Here is an 18,232-nt window from a genome sequence, read left to right as displayed (position 1 = left end):
CGGTCGCGTCGCATTTCCGCGGCGCCGCTCCTCGCTCTTCACGCGCCACTGCTCAGAGGTCCCATGCGTTCTCTCCGTCATCTCACGACCATGGCTGTCGTCGCGTCGGCGGCGTTTGTGTTCACGGCCTGCGCCTCGGGCGGTGCTGGCACGGCAGCCCGCACCGAGAGGCCGCCGAACAGCGTTCCCACCGCATCGCAGAAAGCCATTGCCAACGCGATCGACGCCGCCAGCGCGCCATTCGTGGGCTCGCTCAAGACGAAGAAGTACTACGCGCAGAGCTGCCACACGGTGAAATTGATCAAGCTGGAAGACAAAGTTGGCTTCGTCTCGATGAAGGACGCGCAGGATGCCGGTTTCTCGCGCGACCCGTACAGCACCGACTGTCCGTAAGCGTCGGTTACCGTCGTTAGGCGCGGATCAACAGCGCGACGACGTCCATCACATTGGTGCCGGTGGGGCCGGGGCGCAGCAGCGCGCCGGCCGCATCGAGCGGGAACCACGAGCGTCCGAGAGAGAGGTCTTCTTCCGGTTGTCGGCCGGCTCGACGAGCCAGCGCGGGTACGGCGGCATCCACTATTGCGCCGGCGGCATCCGTAGGGCCGTCGCGACCGTCCGTCCCGGCGGCCAACACGCTGATCTTCCAGGCGCGCACGTCGCCCTGGGCCGCCGCTTCCTCGAGTGCCAGCGCGGCCGACAGCGCGAGCACCTGCATGCGACCGCCACGCAGTGGTTCATCAGACCACGGCACGGGCATCGATTCGTCCTCATGGCGCGACATCACCCGATCGGCCGTCTCGCGCAGATGCACCACGGGCTCGCCGCCAAAGACCAGCAGCGTGTCACCGCCCACGCCGGGCGCGGTTTGCAGGGCGAGTCGTGCCAGCTGATTGCCCAATGGCGCTGCGTCACCTTCGAGCGGCGTCCGCTGTACCACCACCTTCGCGATACCCATCGCCCGCGCTTCGCTGGCCAACGCCTGTACTGCATCGGCGTTGCGCGCCACCAGCGTGTAGTCCACACTCGCGAAGGCAGGATGAGCAATCGCCGGCACGCGCGGCGGATCACCGGCCCCTTCGAGGCCGAGCACGGCACCCATTACACGCTCGACGCGCGAGCGCATGTCGTGCGCATCAAGCAACGCCAGAAACGTGGCGTGGTCGAGCGGATCGGCCGTACAGGGGCCACAGCCGATGACCGCCGGATCATCACCAATCACATCGGAAATCGCGAACACCGGCACATGCTCAGCCCCGTGCCGCACGAGACTGACCGCGAGTCGTCCGGCGCCCCAGCGCAGCACGCGACGCCGGATCGCATTCATCTCGTGTATCGCCAGCCCCGACTCCAACAAGGTCTCGGCCAGATTGGCGAGATGCGACTGCGCGCGATCGGCGTCGCCGACAGCCTGCGACACGGTGGCGATCGGCGCCGCACAGAGCGACGTCGTTCCGCCGGAGAGCAGCACGAGCACAATGCTGCCGTGGTCGATACTGAGCGTCAACTCGTCGAGCGCGTCGGCGGCATCGAGTGAGGCCGGCCCGGGCACGGGATGATCGCCGACCATCAAACGAATGCGTTCGGGCAGGTTGCCGCCCACCTCGCCGCGTTTCGGCTCGTGCGCGGCCACGGCCAGTCCGCCGTGCACCGTGCGCGAGAGTTGCTGGAGCGCATCGAGTGCACCAGCCATCATGGCCGGTGCCGCCTTCCCCAGCGCGATCACGTATATCGGTACGTGCGCCGATAGCGACGGACGCGCCTCGAACCAGGCGCGCACGGCGTCGCGTGTGCGGGGAAACGGCGCCACGCCCTGGACCGCGGCACGATAGAGTGCCGAGAGCAGGGCGTGGGGACGTTCCATGCTGCTCACGAGCGTGGCGACGAACGTGTCACGGCTCGGCCGAGTTTAGTGAGAGCCGCCGGCGTGCGAAATCGCGGTGGCGAGTTCCGTGTAGGCATCGGCCGACATCTGGTTGAACTGCGCGGTGACGTACGAGATTTTGCCCGACGGATCGATCACGTACAGCGTGCGCTTGTGGTAGCCCGTGCCCGCGTTGGCGCCGTACGCCACGCCGACCTTGCGGTCGGTGTCGGCGGCAAAATGGAACTGGAACTTCGCCTCCGTGGCCCACGACACGAGTGCCGTCGCGCTGTCGATGCTGACGCCCACGAGCGTGACCTTCTTCCCGCTCTGGAACGTCTGCGCGTACTGGTCGCGATACGACTCCATCTGCACCGTGCAGCCGCTGGTGCGCGCCTTCGGGAAGAACGCCAGCACGACGGTTTCGCCCTTGTGCTCGGACAGCTTGAACGGTTTGGCCACGACGCCGGCGGCCGTGACGACGGTCACGGTGAAATCAGGCGCCATCTCGCCGACCTTGAGCAGCGTCGGCGGGGCGGCCGGTGCCGCCTGAGCGCCGGAAATGGCCGGAGCGACGGAAACGACAGCCAGCACCGCGATGACGCGAGCCGCACGTGAGCAAATGGACATCGAGAACTCCTGAGGGAATGGACAGTGATGCGGCGGGTGTCGCTGTTGAGAGACGGGTCGCTGACCCCGTGTGAGGACAACGTACTACTCCGAATGACGGTTTCCGACCCATTTCGCCCGAAAATCGGGCGATTCATGGTGGCACGCGCCCTGCTTAATGACACGGTGCAAGCACGATCATCTCAGGAGGATCCATGACTCAGATTCGTACGCGTATGCGGCATGCCTCGTTGTTGTTGGCGCCGTTGGCTTTTGCCCTGCTGACGGCCTGCGGCGGAGCCGATCAGCGACTCGATGAGCAGTTAAAAGCAGATTTGGCCGCCGCGGCGCAGGCGCCCGGCAACCGCGCGCAGTTCGCCAGTCCGGGCGAGTTAGGCTATCCGCAGGGGTACGCACCGCAATATCCGGGTCAGTACCCGGCACCGTATGGATATCCCCAGGCCGGGTATCCGCAGGGGTATCCGCCGGCAGCGTATCCGCCGGGATATCCGGCGCCGCAGCCGCAAGCGCGCGTGGTGTATGTGCCGCAGCGGTCGACCGTAGGGCGGACGAGCAGCGCCGGGAGCGGTGGCGGTTCGGCCGGCCGGTCAGGGAGCGGCTCGGGCACCCGTCCGGCCAACACGCAAAAAGGGGCGATTATTGGCGCGGCCACGGGTGCGGCGATCGGTGTTGCCACGTCGCGTGACAAGGTGAAGGGTGGTGCGATCGGTGCGTTGGGAGGCGCCGTGTTGGGCGGCATCATTGGTCATCAGATCAAGAAGCCATAGTTCGCAGTGTTACGAGTTGCAGGACGTGCTTCGTGGAGGGGCGCGCACACCCCGTCACCGGGATTCCGGTGGCGGGGTGTTCTGCGTCCGAGAGTTCGGAACGCCTTCGGAACCCCTTCGGAACCCCTTCGGCCGAAGCCTCGTCGTCGCGCGCGGCGTCGATTACGATTGCCGGTATGCCAACCACCACGCCTCAGAACACGATGCCCCCGACCGCGATTATTACCGGTGCCAGCAGCGGTGTCGGCCTCCACGCCGCCAGCGCACTCGCCACCCGCGGATGGTTCGTGGTACTGGCGGTCCGCGATCTCGCCAAAGGTGAGGCCGCGGCGCGTTCGCTCGGGATTCCCGAGTCGCAGCGCGCGCTGTTGCATATCGACTTAGGAAATCAGTCGAGCGTGCGGACGTTCGCCGCTGCTTTTCACGCCACGGGCCGCCGACTGGATGCGCTGGTTTTGAACGCGGCGGTGTATCTGCCGCGCTTGAAAGCGCCGAGGTATTCGCCTGAGGGGTACGAAATCTCGGTGGCGACGAACCACCTTGGTCACTTTCTGCTGTCGCATCTGCTGCTCCCCGCTCTCAAGCAGGCTAGGGCTGGCGGCGCGACCTCGCCGCGACTGATCACCCTGGGCACCGTGACCGCCAACCTCGAAGAATTCGGTGGCAAGATCCCGATTCCCGCTCCGGCCAATTTAGGGAACCTCGAGGGACTGGAAGCGGGCTTTAAGGCGCCGCAGGCGATGATCGACGGCAAGGCGTTCAAACCCGGCAAGGCGTACAAGGACAGCAAGTTGTGCAACATGATCATGTCGCGCGAAATGCATCGCCGCTGGCACGCCGAGTCGGGCATCGTGTTCAACACGCTGTATCCAGGGTGTGTGGCGGACACGCCGCTGTTCCGTCATGCGCCGCGGGCGTTTCAGGTGATCTTCCCGTGGTTCCAGAAGCACATCACGAAGGGGTATGTCACCCAGGCGCTGTCGGGCGAGCGCGTGGCGCAGGTGGTGGCCGACCCTGAATTCGCTGCACAAAGCGGCGTGCACTGGAGCTGGGGCAATCGGCAGCAGGAGGGCCGGAAGGCGTTTGCCCAGCGATTGTCGGCGCGGGCCACCGATGACGCGCGCAACGACCGGCTGTGGGCGCTCAGTGCAGGGATGGTAGGGCTGGCGTGATGAATGGCGAACTGCGCCAAGAGTGAGGGGCGCTGTGAATCAGGGGCGCTAGGAATTGCGGGCGCTAGGAATTACGGGCGCTAGGAATTACGGGCGCTAGGAATTACGGGCGCTAAGTACGAACGGCGGGAACTGCGGTGGCTGCGGTGATTTCGCGGGATGTTGCAGAGATGATGCGTAGGGCGGAGGGGGCGACGCGCACGATGACATCGCGTGTGCTCGCCATCTGCAGCTCGCCGTCTGCCTCGAATGGGGGCGGTGTCTCGAAGTGCAGGTGAAACGACCGATCTCGACGTGACTGCACCATCGGTGAGGCGAGGTGCCGACCCCGAATGGCTTGCGCAAAGAGTGACAGGCGGGCGAGTGGCGAGACATCGCGAATACTGATGCAATCGATCGCGCCGTCGTCGAGTCTCGCGTCGGGGGCGATGTGAAACGCTCCGCCGAAATAGCGCCCGTTGGCGAGCACGATCATGAGATGATGTGCCGTGGCGTGCGTTGTATTATGACGTGTTGCCGAGGTGACCCGAGCGTGAAATCCTCGGTAGCGCAGGAGCGCGCCAAGTGCCGTGCCTACATAGGCGGCCGTACCGCGCAACAGCCCTGGCGTACCCATGCGCCGAAGAACCTCGACGTCGAAGCCGAATCCTGCGGCGTTCACGAACGGGACGTCGTCCACGTAGCCCACGTCCACATCACGCGTGACGCCGGCTACGGTGTGTCTTGCCATGGCGTGCACGTCGTGTACCGGAAGCTGGAGCGACTTGACGAAGTCATTGCCCGTGCCGGCCGCGAAGATCGCCAGTGGAACCCGTGCGCCGCCGCGTGCTTCACCGTCAAGCAGTCCTCGTGCAGCGTGACTCACGGCGCCGTCTCCACCGACCACCGCCAGTGCCCGCGCGCCCGACGCACTCGCGTCACGCGCAATGCGAGCCTCGTCGCCTCGCTCGCGCGTTTCGCGCAGTTCCACGCGCACTCCCGTCGCACCGAGCGCGTCGAGTGCGGCGCGCGCCACGCGGATGGCACGGCCACGTCCCGCCACAGGGTTCACCAGCAGCACGATCGGTGCGGTCATATGATGGCGACTGGACGGACGACAGGGCACTGTGAAAATGGAGAACACATCATGTCTATGAGGCTTTAGCGACAGCGATCACCTGTCGTGCGTGATCATGCCAGCAGTGTGACGGGCATCCTTGCCGGCTCGTGCGTTACGTCACCGATACGGCAGCCTATGATCGCCAACTTACCTGTGTACCCGCGCGGCCCACTTTCAACGATCCAGCCGGAGCCGCTGATGATCCACCTTCAGGAGATCTATCACTATGCAGACTACTCCGTCCATGGTCACCGCACACCGCTCGCGCACCATCTCGCGCACCATCTCGCGCACTGTATCGGGCGTCGCGGCCGCCCTCGCGGCAATCACAGTGTCCGCCTGCAGTGACGGCACCAGTCCGTCCTCGGCATATAAGGTCGGCGTCGGCTTCCAATTGGCGCGCACCTCCAACGCGCAAGCGCTGCTGGCGTCGTCCGTAGAAGGCAGCGCGCCGAGCGTGCCCGGCACCACGCCCACGATCACCACGTCCGCCGCCGGCATGACGATCACGCGCGACGGCGACGTGTTGCTTATCTCGAAAGCGCAGCTGGTGGTGCGCAACGTGAAGCTCAAGTCGGCGTCGGCGGTATGTTCGGATGACGACGATGACGAGTCGTCATCGGGATCGAATTCGAATTCTTCGTCGCAACGCGATAAGGATGATGATGATTGCGCCGCGATCCGCGTGGGACCGTACTTGGTTGATGTTCCGGTGAGCGGTGCCGACGGCGCGCGTGTGGCCGTGAACGTGCCGGCGGGCACGTACTCCTCGATCCGCCTGTGGCTGCACAAAGTCACCAGCAGCGACTCTGCCGACGTCGCGTTTCGTCGGGCCAATCCGGACTTCCGCGACATCAGCGTGCGTCTCGTGGGTACCTACAACGGCACGCCCTTCACGTTCGTGAACGATGTGAACGCCAAGCTCACCGTTCCGCTCACGACGCCGCTCGTCGTCGGCACCGGCGGCGACGACGTGACGGTCACGATCGATCTGAGCACCTGGTTCCTGCGCTCGTCAGGCGGGCTGTACTCACCGGCCGCGGCCAATACACCGGGTCAGGTTCGGGCCCAGGTGCAAAACAACATCCGGAGTGCGTTCCGAGCGTTCAAGGACAAGAACAAAGATGGACGTGAAGACTAAGTAAGGAGTACGGAGTCGGGAGTACGGAGTCGGGAGGGGGTGAGTCTTGCGTTGCAGTTCGATGCAGAACTCACCCCCGTTAACTCCGTACTCCCGACCCCCTACGCCTTACTTCGCGATAAGGCTTCGCAGCACGTACGGAAGAATCCCCCCGTGCTTGTAGTACTGCATCTCTTCCGGCGTGTCGATGCGGCACCGCGCATTGAACGATTTCACCGAGCCGTCGGCGGACGTGGCCGTTACGGTGAGTGTCGCCCGCGGGGTGAGCGTGCTGTCGAGTCCCACAATGTCGTACGTTTCGAAGCCCGTGAGCCCCAGCGACTGACGCGTTTCGCCGTTCACGAATTCGAGCGGTAGCACACCCATGCCCACCAGGTTACTGCGGTGAATGCGCTCGAAGCTCTCCGCGATCACCGACCGCACGCCCAACAGCATCGTGCCCTTGGCGGCCCAGTCGCGTGACGAGCCGGTGCCGTACTCCTTGCCCGCGATCACGATCTGCGCGACACCCGCGTCTTGACGCGCCATCGCGACGTCGTACAACGCTTCAGGATCGGCGCCCGGCGCTCTGGCCGTCCACCAGCCTTCTTTACCCCCCGTAAGTTCGTTCTTGAGGCGGATATTGGCGAACGTGCCGCGCATCATCACTTGGTGATTACCGCGACGCGCGCCGTACGAGTTGAAATCTTTCTTCTCGACGCCAAGCGATAGCAGATACTTGCCGGCCGGGCTCGCACCGGCGATCGAACCGGCCGGCGAGATGTGGTCGGTGGTGATCGAGTCGCCGAACATGCCGAGCACCTTCGCGTTGGTGATCGCGCGAATACCCGGCGGCGTCATCGTCATGCCGTCGAAGTACGGCGGATTCTGCACGTACGTGGAATCGCTCTGCCAGCCGTAGCGCGCGCCCGTGCTGGCTTCGATGGCCTGCCAATACTTGTCACCGAGGAACGCATGCGCGTATTGCGTGGTGAACTGCTCACGCTTCACGCTGGAGAGAATTGTGTCCTCGACTTCCTGTGCCGACGGCCAGATGTCGTGCAGGAACACCGGTCCATCGCGGCCGATGCCGAGCGGCTCGGTGGCCATGTCAATGTCCATGCGTCCAGCCAGGGCGTATGCCACAACCAACGGCGGCGACGCGAGGTAGTTGAAGCGCGTCTGCGGATTCACACGGCCTTCGAAGTTGCGATTGCCCGACAGCACCGCCGCCACGTTCAGCCTACCCGCGTCGATCGCTTCGCTGATCACGGTCGGGAGCGGTCCCGAGTTGCCGATGCACGTGGTGCAGCCGTAGCCGACCACGTTGAAGCCGAGCGCGTTGAGCGAATCCATCACGCCGGCTTTGATGAAGTAGTCCGTAGCCACTTTGGAGCCCGGCGCCAGCGACGTCTTCACCCACGGCTTCGTTTTCAGACCCAGCTTCACCGCCTTCTTGGCCAGCAAACCGGCCGCGAGCATCACGCTCGGGTTGGACGTGTTGGTGCAACTCGTAATGGCCGCGATGACCACATGGCCATCGGACAACGTGAAGGTCTGATCGCGATACTCAACCACCACGCTCGTGGGATCGGCGGGTCCGCCCTCGGCCACCATCGTTGCCGCCGGATTGCCGTTGGCCATGCCATTCGCCGCGCGCTGCGCCGCGAGCGCTTCGCGGTACATCGCCTTGCTCTGCGAGAGCGGTACGCGATCCTGCGGGCGCTTGGGGCCGGCGAGGCTTGGCACCACCGTGCTCAGGTCGAGTTCCAGCGTGTCGGTAAATACCGGATCGGGCGTGGCGTCGGTGCGGAAAAGTCCCTGGGCCTTCGTGTACGCTTCGACCAGTGCGACCTGCTCGTCGCTGCGTCCCGACAGGTGAAGATACTTGAGCGTCTCGTCGTCTACCGGGAAGAAGCCCATCGTGGCGCCGTACTCGGGGGCCATGTTGGCGATCGTGGCGCGATCGGCCAAGGCAAGGCTGGAGAGACCGGTGCCGTAGAACTCCACGAACTTGCCCACGACTTTCTTCTTGCGCAGCATCTCGGTGCAGGTCAGCACGAGGTCGGTTGCCGTCGCACCGGCCGGCAACTTGCCGTGCAGCTTGAAGCCCACCACGTCCGGAATCAGCATGCTGACCGGCTGGCCCAGCATGGCGGCTTCGGCTTCGATTCCACCCACGCCCCAGCCCATGACGCCCAAGCCGTTGATCATGGTGGTGTGCGAGTCGGTGCCTACCAGCGAGTCGCAATAGGCCAGCGTCTCGGCCCCGTCCGCGCTGAAATCGGCGGTGGTGAACACCACCTGTGCGAGATATTCCAGGTTGACCTGATGGCAGATGCCCGTGCCCGGCGGCACGACCCGGAAATTGTGGAGCGCGGTCTGACCCCACTTGAGGAACTGATAGCGCTCGAGATTGCGCTCGAACTCCAGCTCGGTGTTGATGAGCAGCGAGGCGTCGGTGCCGTACTCGTCCACCTGCACCGAGTGGTCGATCACGAGATCGACGGGCTGTAGCGGGTTGATCTTGGTCGGGTCACCGCCGAGGGCCACCATGGCATCGCGCATGGCGGCAAGGTCGACCACGCAGGGCACGCCGGTGAAGTCCTGTAGCAGCACACGGGCGGTACGGAAGGCGATTTCCTTGTCCACGGCAGCCTTCACGTTCCAGCGGGCCAGTGCTTCCACATCGGCGCGCTTCACGAAGGCGCCATCTTCGCCGCGGAGCAGGTTCTCGAGCAGCACGCGCAACGAGAACGGAAGCGTAGAGGAAGTACTTCCCGGCAGCGCATCGAGGGCGGCGAGATGGAAGTATGCGTACTGACGGACGCCCACCGACAAGGTGGAGCGGCTGCCGAACGAATTGGGATGCGACATGGAAGGGTTGGTCCTGCGCGGGCTTTTCCCCAGGGGTCGACCGCACGCGTTGCTGGACAGAGCCACTCATCGCGCCGTGACGCCGCATTGGTGGCGGTGACCGGTTCCGACGAGGCTACTGGAAATATCGGGCGGGGAGGGCGGGAAGGCGAGGGGAAGGGTGGCTCGCCGAATTCGGCCCATGTCGCGACTTGGCCCAGAATTCTTTGGCGAACGGCCCGTTCTTGCCCATGGTGTCCGGTCGTTGCCCACCGTGTCCGATGACTTTCCGGGGCGTGGTGATACAATGGGCGTGCTAAGCGACGGGCGCGCAATTCGCCGGGTTCGCGAGGCGCGCGAGACAATCAGGCAGCGCGCATTGCGCGGGTCCTGTCGACCACTGCTGAAATCACGGTGGTCATGTGCCACACCTGAAAAGCAGGAGTTTGCAAGAAATGCAGTTGCCCCCCAAAAATGAGGCTCGGCCGCTTCATGAGGCTCACACAGTCTCGGCCGACGCGGATGGTTGGTCTTTCGCGAAAGCAGAAATCGATTGGAATGCTGCTAGTCTCCGCTCTGTTCGCGTGCTCTGAGACGCCAATCGCCGCTGTGGATTCACTCCCTCGCCGTGGTGTCTTTGAGGCTGCCGGAGGTGTTTCCTTCGGCGTTTCAGAATTCGGTGAGAACGGCGTCATCCGAGAACGGAACGGAACCGCAAGTGTGAAGATCTCGTCTGAGAGCGGCGGCCCAGCACCAGTTGGAGTTACAGCTTTGCAATTCGGAGCTGCGACTGGCCGAACCCGGGTGGGCGGTGCGTCGCCTGAGTGGCCTTTCTTCGGCAACCAAGCACGCGCAATTGATCGCGGCGGTCTGCCATTTCAGGAACTCATGCTGCCGACAGCGCGTGTGCTCCGACGCGACATCAAGGGTCATCGTGTCGATGTGTACACGGTGAAAAATCCTAAGATCGTGCGTGGCCCGTCTCTCGGCATGATCGTAACGGTAGATGGGAGAGTCCGTCAGTTCGTCGAATTTAGTGATTTTCGCGACGGTAACCCCACCGGAGGGCGAATCGTACGGATCGGCGAACGCGGTGAAGTCCAGACAGATTTGAGGGCAGATTTTCGTGGCTTGGACATCGCCAGCAAGTTGACGGCTGCGGACCAGCTCGAAAAGCAACGCCTAACCTCGCGGTTGCCGAATGGACTCGCCAGTCTCGTACTACCAGATCAGCTTCACGCACAGGCGGTAGAGGACAACCCTTGCGCGGGGTGGGAACAGGCGTTGACGGCTGCCGCGAGTGCGTCAATCGTAGCCGGTATCTTCGCCGGCACGACTGCGGCTGCATGTACGGTGGTCCTTCTCTCTTGCCCCGCATTTGTCGGCGCCGAGCAAGCCTATCTCGCCTCGCTCGCCCTTGTTGTGTGGACCGAAAACAAGTACCTCGAGTGTACGGCGCTTCATCCCTACTGCTTCGACGGTGGATACATGACGAATGGATCCTGCGAGTCGGGTTCCGGCGGTGGTGGTGGATCGAATGGCAGCGGCAGCGGAGGCGAACCAGGAGGGAGCGGCACCGCGAGCGGTGGGGGGTGGACCGGTGGCTCGTTGACCTGCAATTGGAACACGTCGTGGGGCTACGATCAATACGGAAACTTCGTCACGCATTCCTGGGTGCAACGCATCTGACGCCGCATGCGCCAATACTACGAATCCATGAGGCGTTGACATGACAGCGCCGATCAACACACCCCGAAAGTCCAGGCAGTTCGCGCTCGTGCTTTTTCTGAACGCGTTGCTTCTCCTTGCGATCACTCTCGCGGTGACGCTTGGCGGCTCTGGCGTCGAGGCATGGCTTATGCGAAGTCTACTCGGCACGTCGTATGGTTTGCTGCTGTGGGGTGTTCGTCTCCTGATATCGCGCACACCTCAGCGCGCTGCCTTGTACGGAATAGCTGCGGGAGCTCTCGCGTGCGCCGCGGTTGCCTTCCTCGCGCATGAGAGAGCGTACGTCTCGGTCTGGACGATCTCAGCGATCGCGTGCTACTTAGCTTTGTGGCTCACCGGACGCCGTTCACTCACTGCGTAGCGTTCGACCCTTGCTCGATGAAGCAACGCCGCTGGACTCCGAACTGGAGTCCAGCGGCGCGTGCGTTCGGTGAGGTGTAGCTGTTTAAGGTCGTTCGTGTATTCCCAGTCCGCAGCCCCATTGGATCTATAGCGTGGAGTCTGACTACTGCGCGCAACAGGCACGGTCGGACGCTCGACTGCGCGCCTGTTCCTACGCGCTGATCTCCAGCACCGCTTCCACCGGAACAGGTTCCGCCGACACCGGCACCACCGAAATCGCCTCCACGGGACAGCAGTTCGCCACCGACCCGTCGGCCGGCGAGAACTCATGCACCCGCACCAGTGCGTACGCCTTACGCTGCGCGTCGAGCGCCATCAGTCCGGGCGAGCGCGCCACGCACAGCGCGCAGCCGGTGCACTTGGCACGATCGACCACGATCTCCACCGACGTGCGCGGGAAGATGCCACCAGGGGCCGCCAGCATGGTGTCCAGATGCACCAGCGCCGCCTTCATCGCGTCGTAGCCCATCTGCAGCAGCTCCTCCACGTGCGAGAAGCTGAACCAGCCGATGTGCGACACTTTCGGACGCACGAGCAGCATCGGTGGGGTGGTCCAGTGCTCGAGCGTGGCTTGCTGCTGCTCATGCATCATCATGGTGGCCGCGCGCATAAATATCGATGCGAACCCCTGCTCGGCGATGCCGGTGGCGATCGGCACGTCGGCGATGCCGACGTCTACCGCGATCAGCGCGTCCATCCCCATCGAGGCGATCGACACGGGCAGGTTATCGGTGGTGCCACCATCGATGCACACCCGATGGCCCACCACGCCCGGCGGAAAGAAGCCGGGGAGCGCGCACGAGGCGTACACCGCATCACGTATCCGCACATCGCGGAAGCCGGGGCGACCGAATACCAGCGGGATGCCGCGCTCGATATCGACCGCGGTCACCAGCAGCGGCGTTTCGAGCTCCTCGAACGTCCCCTCGGGCACCAAATCGTCGCACAGGCTCCGTAGCGGCGACTCCAGGTAGATCGATCGTGACAGCATGCGATCCATCAGCATGCCGACATGGTTGATGCGGAACAGATCGCGACGACGGAACCGGAGGGCCCGCTCGGTCAGCTCATCGGCGCTGCGTCCCGTGGCGGCGGCCGCCGCGATTATGGCCCCGATGCTGGAGCCGGCGTACAGGCGCGGTTTGATGCCGGCCTCGCGGATCGCTTTGAGCGCGCCGATGTGCGCCATCCCCTTGAGGGCGCCCCCGCCGAAGACCACGCCGATCCGGGGGCGGATGCGCGGGCCTCCCCCACTCCCGGTCGCCGTGAACACCGACGTGAACGTGCCGGTCGAGCCGATCGCGGGGCCGACGCGGTCACTCTCGCGCTCCGCGCCGTTGCCGTTCGGCCGGCGGTTCGGGTCGCTGTTCATGCTGCCGTCATTCACGCGGTACATTCTCCGGTATGCGAGTGTTGCTGGTAGAGGACGACGATACGCTTCGCGACAGCGCAACCGCCTTCCTGCGGGCGTCAGGGTTCGCGGTAGATGCGGCGGCAACAGGGAAGATGGCCCGTGAACTCGCGGCCGTCAGCCCCTATGACGCCGTTATTCTCGATGTCCGGCTGCCCGACGACGACGGATTTGCGTTGTGCACCGCGTTCCGGGCCAAGGTTCCCGCCCCGCGTGTGCTCATGGCGACCGCCCGCGATGGGGTGCAGGATCGTATTGCCGGTCTTGATCTCGGTGCCGACGACTATCTCGTGAAGCCGTACGCGATGGGCGAACTCGTAGCCCGGGTCCGCGCGCTGTTGCGACGTCCCGACCATGCCGCGACCACGCTGCTACAGGTGGGTGACTTGGTGCTCGACCCTGCCACCCGCGAGGGACGGCGTGGCGCGCGCGCCATTTCGCTGACCACCAAGGAGTTCGCGGTGCTTGAAGTGCTCATGCGCGCCAGCGGCCGCGTCCTCTCGCGCGAGTATATCGGCGAACACGCCTGGGATGACAACTTCGATCCGATGAGCAACGTGATCGACGTGTACATCGCGCGCCTGCGTAAAAAGGTGGACGGACCCGACGAGCGTCCACTGCTCTCCACCGTTCGCGGGGCCGGCTATCGGCTGGCCGCACCCAAACCCTGATGTCCACGCCGTGATGCCGCGCTTGACGGAACCACAGCACCCACGCATTCGCCTGCGCTTCACGGCCCTGTATGCGGCAACGCTGCTGCTCGTGCTCTTGGGCGCGGCGGGCACCTTGCGCTACGCGCTCCGCGCCACGCTGCGGCGCGAGTTCGACCAGTCGGTGCTCGCGTCGGCGGGCCTCGTCCAACAGTTCTTTCGTGCTGAGATCGAGGAGTACGTCACCGTCGAAGCCACGCTCGCCCACATTGCCGGCGAGTTGGTGTTCGAGGATCGCGCCATCCGCATTCGCAAGCCGGATGGTGCGCTGTTCAAGATTGTCGGTGCACCGGTGCGCCGGGCCCGCCGCCCGCTGTCGGGCCCCGTGCGTACGGTACGCTTCGCGCTCGATCCCGACATCGCGCCCCGGTGGGATATCGAAGTCGATGCCAGCGCGGCCAATGTGATGGCGCTGCAGGCGCGAATCGATCGCTGGTTCGGGGTCGGGATACCGTTGCTGGTGCTCTGTGCGGCCGTTGCCGGATGGTGGCTCACGGGTCGTACCTTGCGCCCCGTCGTCCGCATGGCCGACGCGGCGGCGCGCATTGCGCCGGCCAGTGGCGCGCGGTTGCCGATTGATGATCCCACCGATGAACTTGGACGACTCGGCGTGCGCTTCAACGCCTTGCTCGACCGGCTCGACGGCGCGCTTGCACAGCAACGCGAGTTTCTGGCCGATGCGGCGCATGAGCTGCGCACGCCGATCGCCCGCCTGCGCGCACGCGTGGAGGTGGCGATGTTGGAGTCGACGGCGCCGAATGACACCGCCGTTTGGCGCGCCATCGATCAGGAGCTGCGGGATGTGTCGCAACACATCGATGAATTGTTGCAGCTCGCGCGTGCGGATGCCGCCGGCGACGAGGCCACCATGCGCACCGAGTCGCTATTCCTCGACGATATCGTCGCCGACGAACTCCCGCGGTGGCAACCGGAGGCGCAGCGCCGTGGCATGTCGCTCGACTATAGTGTGCTCGAAGAGTCACCCGTACTCGGCGACGCCTCACTGCTGCCGCGGCTGGTCAGTATTCTCGTGGACAACGCGATTCGCTACGGTACGAGTGGCGGCCTGGTGCGCGTGCGGGTGCGACCAGACAACGGGGCCGCGCTGCTCGACGTCGAAGACGACGGCATCGGGATCCCGCCGAACGAACGTGCGCGTATCTTTGATCGGTTCTATCGCGGCGATGCCGCCCGCATCAAGCGTCCCGACGGCAGCGGACTCGGACTGGCGATCGCCGCCTGGATCGTGCGGCAGCACCACGGCACGATTGCCGTGAGTGCCGGCGTGGGCGGTGGCACGTTGATGCAAGTCCGTGTGCCGCTCGCCATGAGCTGACGACCGTACGAGCCGCCCCCCGCCCCTCAGCAGACCTGCTGGCCCGCCCGGAAGTGCGCGAACGTGGAGGGCTTGGCCTGCGCGGCGCGATGCCAGGCGTCACGGAGCGAGCGAAGGCACTGGGCGGCGCCGACGAAGTCACGGCAGTCCACCGACTCTTCGCACCACGCGTACAGCGCGTCGAAGCTTTTGGAGGCGAGGGAGTCGAGTTCGAGTGCGCATCGCAGCACACTGATCGCTTCCCGCGAACCGTCATGGTCGAATGCTTCGCACGCGCGGATCGCGCGGTCGTAGGCACGCACCAGACAGGTGAGGGGGTCAGGCGCCTGGTGATCGACGTCGATCACCGCATGAGAGAAGACAGGCGTAGCTACGGACATTGTGCGGAGAGCTGAGGTCATTCGCAGGGCGCGGACTCTCTGCGCCACCATAGGTTCATCGGCTCCGGTCCGTCTCGACTTGAGAAAATTCGAACTGGACGTGGGGAAAACGTCACAAGACGGGCATGACGCATGGCAGCTGTGACAGTCGGGCCATTCACGAAACGTTCATCAAACCACGATACGTTGGCGTATGAACGTATTCGAACGAAACCGGGCTGTGCCGATAGCGCCGCTGGTGGCCCTCGCGACATGTCTCGCGACATGCCTCGCGCTGGCCGCCGTCCCCTCCTCGAGCGCTTGGGCGCAATCGGCGCCGCTCGACCTGGCCGGCGCGCTGTTGCAGGCGCGCCAGAACGGTCCGCTTCGCCGGCTCGCCGATGCGCGCGAAGTGTCCGGCACTGGCCGCGTGGGAGAAGCGGGCCAATGGCCCAACCCGAGCGTCGAGTGGCGTCGAGAGAATCTCGGGAGCTCGTTACAGCCCGATATTTTCGCCACGGCGTATCTCCCGCTCGACTTCACCGGCCGTCGACTCGCCCTTCGACAGGCGAGCGGGGCCGGCCGTCAACGGGTGCAGGCCAATGCGGTGGCCGAGCGGCGGGACGCGGAAATTGAAGTGGCCCGGGCTTGGTTGCAGGCGGCGGCGACCGAGGGCGCCCTGGCCGTAGCAAGTCGTCAGGTGGAGGCGCTCACCGAGATCGCCCACGTCGATGCCACGCGGTTGCGCGAGGGGCTGGTATCGGAATCGGTTGGACTACGTACCCAGCTCGAGGCCGACCGCGCCCGCGTCTCGCTCGTCGCGGCCACCGGTGATGTCGCTCGGGCTCGCGCGCAGCTGGCCCGGGTGATGGGCCTGTCGTCAGACGCGCTTCCAATGCTGGCTACCTTGGCCGCGCCGGCCATGCCGATCGCACCGGACAGCAGCCGCGTCCGGGCCATCGCGCTGCGGGCGCGTCCGGAAGTACGGGCTCGTGAATCGGCGCTCCGTGAAGCGCAGCGGCGGTACACGGCCGAACGTCGCGGATTGATCGGTGATATGCAGCTACAGGGTGGAACCAAGCAGACCAGCGGTGTCATGACGGGCCAGATCGGACTTGCGATGCCGCTCCCGCTGTTCAATCGCAACAGCGCCGCACGTCAGCGCGCTCGTGGCGACTACGTCGAAGCGCAGCTGCTGCGCGAGGACCTGCTGAATCAGATCCAGGGAAGTGTGAGTGCCGCGTGGCGGGCCTACGTCGCGTCGCGCGGGGCCGCGCAGTCCGCCTCGACCTTCGACGCACGGGGGCGGGAGATCGCGCGCATTGCGCGGGTCGCGTATCGCGAAGGGCACGCCACGCTCACCGAACTGCTCGATGCCGAGCGTGCGGCTACCGACGCAATGAACACCCACCTCCGCTGGGCCGTCGACGCCTGGCTGGCCCGTCTCGAGTTCGAACGCGCCCTCGGCGCGCGTCTCGACGACTCCAGTCCTCTCGACTTGCCCTTGCTGTCCACCCTGTTGACGACCGGATCATGATCATGCCCTCGACGCTACCCATTCCGTTGTTCCGTCGACTCGGCGCCGCCGGCCTGCTTCTCAGCAGCGCGCTGTTGGCCAACTGCGGCGGATCGTCTGATGCGGCCGGAACGCCGCCGGCCACGGTGGATGCGGACGCCCCGCCGACCGTCGATACCGCCACCTTGTCGGCCCAGTCGGTCGCGATCGGTGGTTTTACCTACGATACCGCACGCATGGTCCCGTGGCAGTCCGCCGTGACCGTGCCCGGACGTCTGATGCTCGATCCGAGCGCACTCGAGACGATCGGATCGATCACCGAGGGTCGCATCACGCACGTGCTCGTACGCGTGGGGGACCGCGTGCAGGCGGGGCAGGTACTGGTCCTCATCCACAGTCACGAGATCATGGACGCGCGCGGTGCGCTGGCCGGCGCGATCGCCAAGCTGTCGGCGGCCGAAGCGGAACGTGATCTGGCCGTCAGCGCGGCCGATCGCGCGGCGCGATTGCTCGAGGCCAAGGCCATGTCACGCGCCGAGGTGGAGCGCGCCGACGTCGTGAGGCGTGTGGCGGCGGCGACCTATGCGCAGGCGCTGGCTGAACGTGATCGAGCGGTCGCGATGATCGATCATCTCGTGGGCAAGGGCAAGGTGCCGGCGCTGGCCGATGAGCATGATGTGCTCATTCGGACACCGATTGGCGGTGTGGTCACCTCACGCGTGGCGCAGCCAGGCACGGTGGTGCTGCCGGGCACGCCGCTGGTGTCGGTCGGCAATCCCGATCGGCTGCAATTGCAGATGCACGTGAGCGCGGAAGCGGCGGCGGGTGTGCAGGTGGGCGCCACAGTGCGCTTCGCGCTCACCGAGTCGCCGACCTCGAAGATGTCGGCCACGGTGACTCGCCTGGCGCCGACCGTCGACACGCTGACTCGCACCATTGAGGTGATCGCCGTGCCGACGCGCGGTGTGCGCCCTGGCCGCGCCGAATCGTTCGTGCAGGCCGACATCTCCGGACGTGGTGGCGCGCTGGCGCTCGTGGTGCCGGCGTCGTCGGTGCAGGCGCTGGAGGGCGATACGGTCGTTATCGTGGCCGACCAGCGCGGTGAAGGGCTGCACATCGAAGCCGTGCGAGTTCGTACGGGGCGACGCGCCGGGGACCGCACGGAGATTCTGTCTGGACTCTCCCTGGGACGCCGCGTGATCTCCGGCAGTGCCGCGATCGCGAAGGCGGAGTTGATCAAACGTCGTTCGCCCGACGGAGCGTAA

At 65.3% G+C, this 18,232-nt stretch carries 16 protein-coding genes; 9 read left to right on the top strand and 7 right to left on the bottom strand.

Annotated elements, in window-relative coordinates:
* Positions 1–63: 63 nt before the first annotated feature.
* Complete coding sequence (locus tag ACLL97_RS15055) at positions 64–393, top strand: hypothetical protein (RefSeq protein WP_411281295.1); 330 nt, start codon at positions 64–66, stop codon at positions 391–393.
* Between the two features lie 16 nt (positions 394–409).
* Here the strand turns inward: ACLL97_RS15055 and ACLL97_RS15050 are convergent, their stop codons facing one another.
* Both ACLL97_RS15050 and ACLL97_RS15045 read right to left on the bottom strand, forming a co-directional pair.
* Positions 410–1,861, bottom strand: coding sequence for a DUF4147 domain-containing protein (locus ACLL97_RS15050; RefSeq protein ID WP_411281294.1), 1,452 nt, complete (start codon positions 1,859–1,861; stop codon positions 410–412).
* A 45-nt stretch (positions 1,862–1,906) separates the two neighbouring features.
* Positions 1,907–2,491 (bottom strand): peroxiredoxin family protein, encoded by a 585-nt coding sequence (locus tag ACLL97_RS15045; protein WP_411281293.1) that lies wholly within the window; start codon positions 2,489–2,491, stop codon positions 1,907–1,909.
* Positions 2,492–2,685: 194 nt separating this feature from the next.
* Here ACLL97_RS15045 and ACLL97_RS15040 point away from each other — a divergent pair, with 194 nt between their 5' ends.
* Both ACLL97_RS15040 and ACLL97_RS15035 read left to right on the top strand, forming a co-directional pair.
* On the top strand, positions 2,686–3,258 hold the full coding sequence (locus tag ACLL97_RS15040) for a YMGG-like glycine zipper-containing protein (RefSeq protein WP_411281292.1): 573 nt from the start codon (positions 2,686–2,688) through the stop codon (positions 3,256–3,258).
* 176 nt (positions 3,259–3,434) lie between these two features.
* On the top strand, positions 3,435–4,430 hold the full coding sequence (locus ACLL97_RS15035) for a protochlorophyllide reductase (protein WP_411281291.1): 996 nt from the start codon (positions 3,435–3,437) through the stop codon (positions 4,428–4,430).
* Between the two features lie 112 nt (positions 4,431–4,542).
* Here the strand turns inward: ACLL97_RS15035 and ACLL97_RS15030 are convergent, their stop codons facing one another.
* On the bottom strand, positions 4,543–5,505 hold the full coding sequence (locus ACLL97_RS15030) for a diacylglycerol/lipid kinase family protein (protein ID WP_411281290.1): 963 nt from the start codon (positions 5,503–5,505) through the stop codon (positions 4,543–4,545).
* Positions 5,506–5,755: 250 nt separating this feature from the next.
* Between ACLL97_RS15030 and ACLL97_RS15025 the strand changes: the two genes are divergently transcribed.
* Positions 5,756–6,670 (top strand): hypothetical protein, encoded by a 915-nt coding sequence (locus ACLL97_RS15025; protein ID WP_411281289.1) that lies wholly within the window; start codon positions 5,756–5,758, stop codon positions 6,668–6,670.
* A gap of 108 nt (positions 6,671–6,778) precedes the next feature.
* Here ACLL97_RS15025 and acnA read toward each other — a convergent pair whose 3' ends face one another.
* Positions 6,779–9,526: an aconitate hydratase AcnA gene (gene acnA, locus ACLL97_RS15020; protein ID WP_411281288.1), complete on the bottom strand. Its 2,748-nt coding sequence runs from the start codon at positions 9,524–9,526 to the stop codon at positions 6,779–6,781.
* Between the two features lie 648 nt (positions 9,527–10,174).
* On the bottom strand, positions 10,175–10,684 hold the full coding sequence (locus ACLL97_RS15015; RefSeq protein ID WP_411281287.1) for a hypothetical protein: 510 nt from the start codon (positions 10,682–10,684) through the stop codon (positions 10,175–10,177).
* A gap of 174 nt (positions 10,685–10,858) precedes the next feature.
* On the opposite strand from ACLL97_RS15015, the gene ACLL97_RS15010 reads away from it, so the two are divergent.
* Positions 10,859–11,194 (top strand): hypothetical protein, encoded by a 336-nt coding sequence (locus tag ACLL97_RS15010; RefSeq protein WP_411281286.1) that lies wholly within the window; start codon positions 10,859–10,861, stop codon positions 11,192–11,194.
* Positions 11,195–11,786: 592 nt separating this feature from the next.
* Here ACLL97_RS15010 and ACLL97_RS15005 read toward each other — a convergent pair.
* On the bottom strand, positions 11,787–13,022 hold the full coding sequence (locus ACLL97_RS15005) for a patatin-like phospholipase family protein (protein ID WP_411281285.1): 1,236 nt from the start codon (positions 13,020–13,022) through the stop codon (positions 11,787–11,789).
* Positions 13,023–13,039: 17 nt separating this feature from the next.
* On the opposite strand from ACLL97_RS15005, the gene ACLL97_RS15000 reads away from it, so the two are divergent.
* Together ACLL97_RS15000 and ACLL97_RS14995 are read left to right on the top strand one after the other, a co-directional pair.
* Positions 13,040–13,717, top strand: coding sequence for a response regulator transcription factor (locus ACLL97_RS15000; RefSeq protein ID WP_411281284.1), 678 nt, complete (start codon positions 13,040–13,042; stop codon positions 13,715–13,717).
* Between the two features lie 13 nt (positions 13,718–13,730).
* Entirely contained in the window at positions 13,731–15,092 is a 1,362-nt protein-coding gene (locus ACLL97_RS14995) for a sensor histidine kinase (protein WP_411281283.1), read from the top strand.
* Between the two features lie 26 nt (positions 15,093–15,118).
* Here ACLL97_RS14995 and ACLL97_RS14990 read toward each other — a convergent pair whose 3' ends face one another.
* Entirely contained in the window at positions 15,119–15,472 is a 354-nt protein-coding gene (locus ACLL97_RS14990; protein WP_411281282.1) for a hypothetical protein, read from the bottom strand.
* Between the two features lie 193 nt (positions 15,473–15,665).
* Between ACLL97_RS14990 and ACLL97_RS14985 the strand changes: the two genes are divergently transcribed.
* A complete protein-coding gene (locus ACLL97_RS14985; RefSeq protein ID WP_411281281.1) occupies positions 15,666–16,988 on the top strand; it encodes a TolC family protein in 1,323 nt (440 codons plus the stop codon).
* The gene (locus ACLL97_RS14980; protein ID WP_411281280.1) at positions 16,985–18,232 is read left to right on the top strand and encodes an efflux RND transporter periplasmic adaptor subunit; all 1,248 of its coding nucleotides are present in this window, start codon (positions 16,985–16,987) and stop codon (positions 18,230–18,232) included. The genes ACLL97_RS14985 and ACLL97_RS14980 overlap by 4 nt, the downstream gene beginning before the upstream one ends.

Origin of the sequence: Gemmatimonas sp. (assembly GCF_046594945.1) — a bacterium.
Taxonomy (GTDB): Bacteria; Gemmatimonadota; Gemmatimonadetes; order Gemmatimonadales; family Gemmatimonadaceae; genus Gemmatimonas.
The sequence above is the reverse complement of the archived record's forward strand: the minus strand, read 5'-3'. Positions and strand labels throughout refer to the sequence as shown.

Excerpts from the sequence above, each read along its gene's own strand:
- acnA (WP_411281288.1), bottom strand. The coding sequence starts at position 9,526 with ATGTCGCATCCCAATTCGTTCGGCAGCCGCTCCACCTTGTCGGTGGGC.
- ACLL97_RS15035 (WP_411281291.1), top strand. The coding sequence starts at position 3,435 with ATGCCAACCACCACGCCTCAGAACACGATGCCCCCGACCGCGATTATT.
- ACLL97_RS15045 (WP_411281293.1), bottom strand. The coding sequence starts at position 2,491 with ATGTCCATTTGCTCACGTGCGGCTCGCGTCATCGCGGTGCTGGCTGTC.
- ACLL97_RS15025 (WP_411281289.1), top strand. The coding sequence starts at position 5,756 with ATGCAGACTACTCCGTCCATGGTCACCGCACACCGCTCGCGCACCATC.
- ACLL97_RS15000 (WP_411281284.1), top strand. The coding sequence starts at position 13,040 with ATGCGAGTGTTGCTGGTAGAGGACGACGATACGCTTCGCGACAGCGCA.
- ACLL97_RS15030 (WP_411281290.1), bottom strand. The coding sequence starts at position 5,505 with ATGACCGCACCGATCGTGCTGCTGGTGAACCCTGTGGCGGGACGTGGC.
- ACLL97_RS14990 (WP_411281282.1), bottom strand. The coding sequence starts at position 15,472 with ATGTCCGTAGCTACGCCTGTCTTCTCTCATGCGGTGATCGACGTCGAT.
- ACLL97_RS14985 (WP_411281281.1), top strand. The coding sequence starts at position 15,666 with ATGAACGTATTCGAACGAAACCGGGCTGTGCCGATAGCGCCGCTGGTG.
- ACLL97_RS15055 (WP_411281295.1), top strand. The coding sequence starts at position 64 with ATGCGTTCTCTCCGTCATCTCACGACCATGGCTGTCGTCGCGTCGGCG.
- ACLL97_RS15040 (WP_411281292.1), top strand. The coding sequence starts at position 2,686 with ATGACTCAGATTCGTACGCGTATGCGGCATGCCTCGTTGTTGTTGGCG.
- ACLL97_RS14980 (WP_411281280.1), top strand. The coding sequence starts at position 16,985 with ATGATCATGCCCTCGACGCTACCCATTCCGTTGTTCCGTCGACTCGGC.
- ACLL97_RS15050 (WP_411281294.1), bottom strand. The coding sequence starts at position 1,861 with ATGGAACGTCCCCACGCCCTGCTCTCGGCACTCTATCGTGCCGCGGTC.
- ACLL97_RS14995 (WP_411281283.1), top strand. The coding sequence starts at position 13,731 with ATGCCGCGCTTGACGGAACCACAGCACCCACGCATTCGCCTGCGCTTC.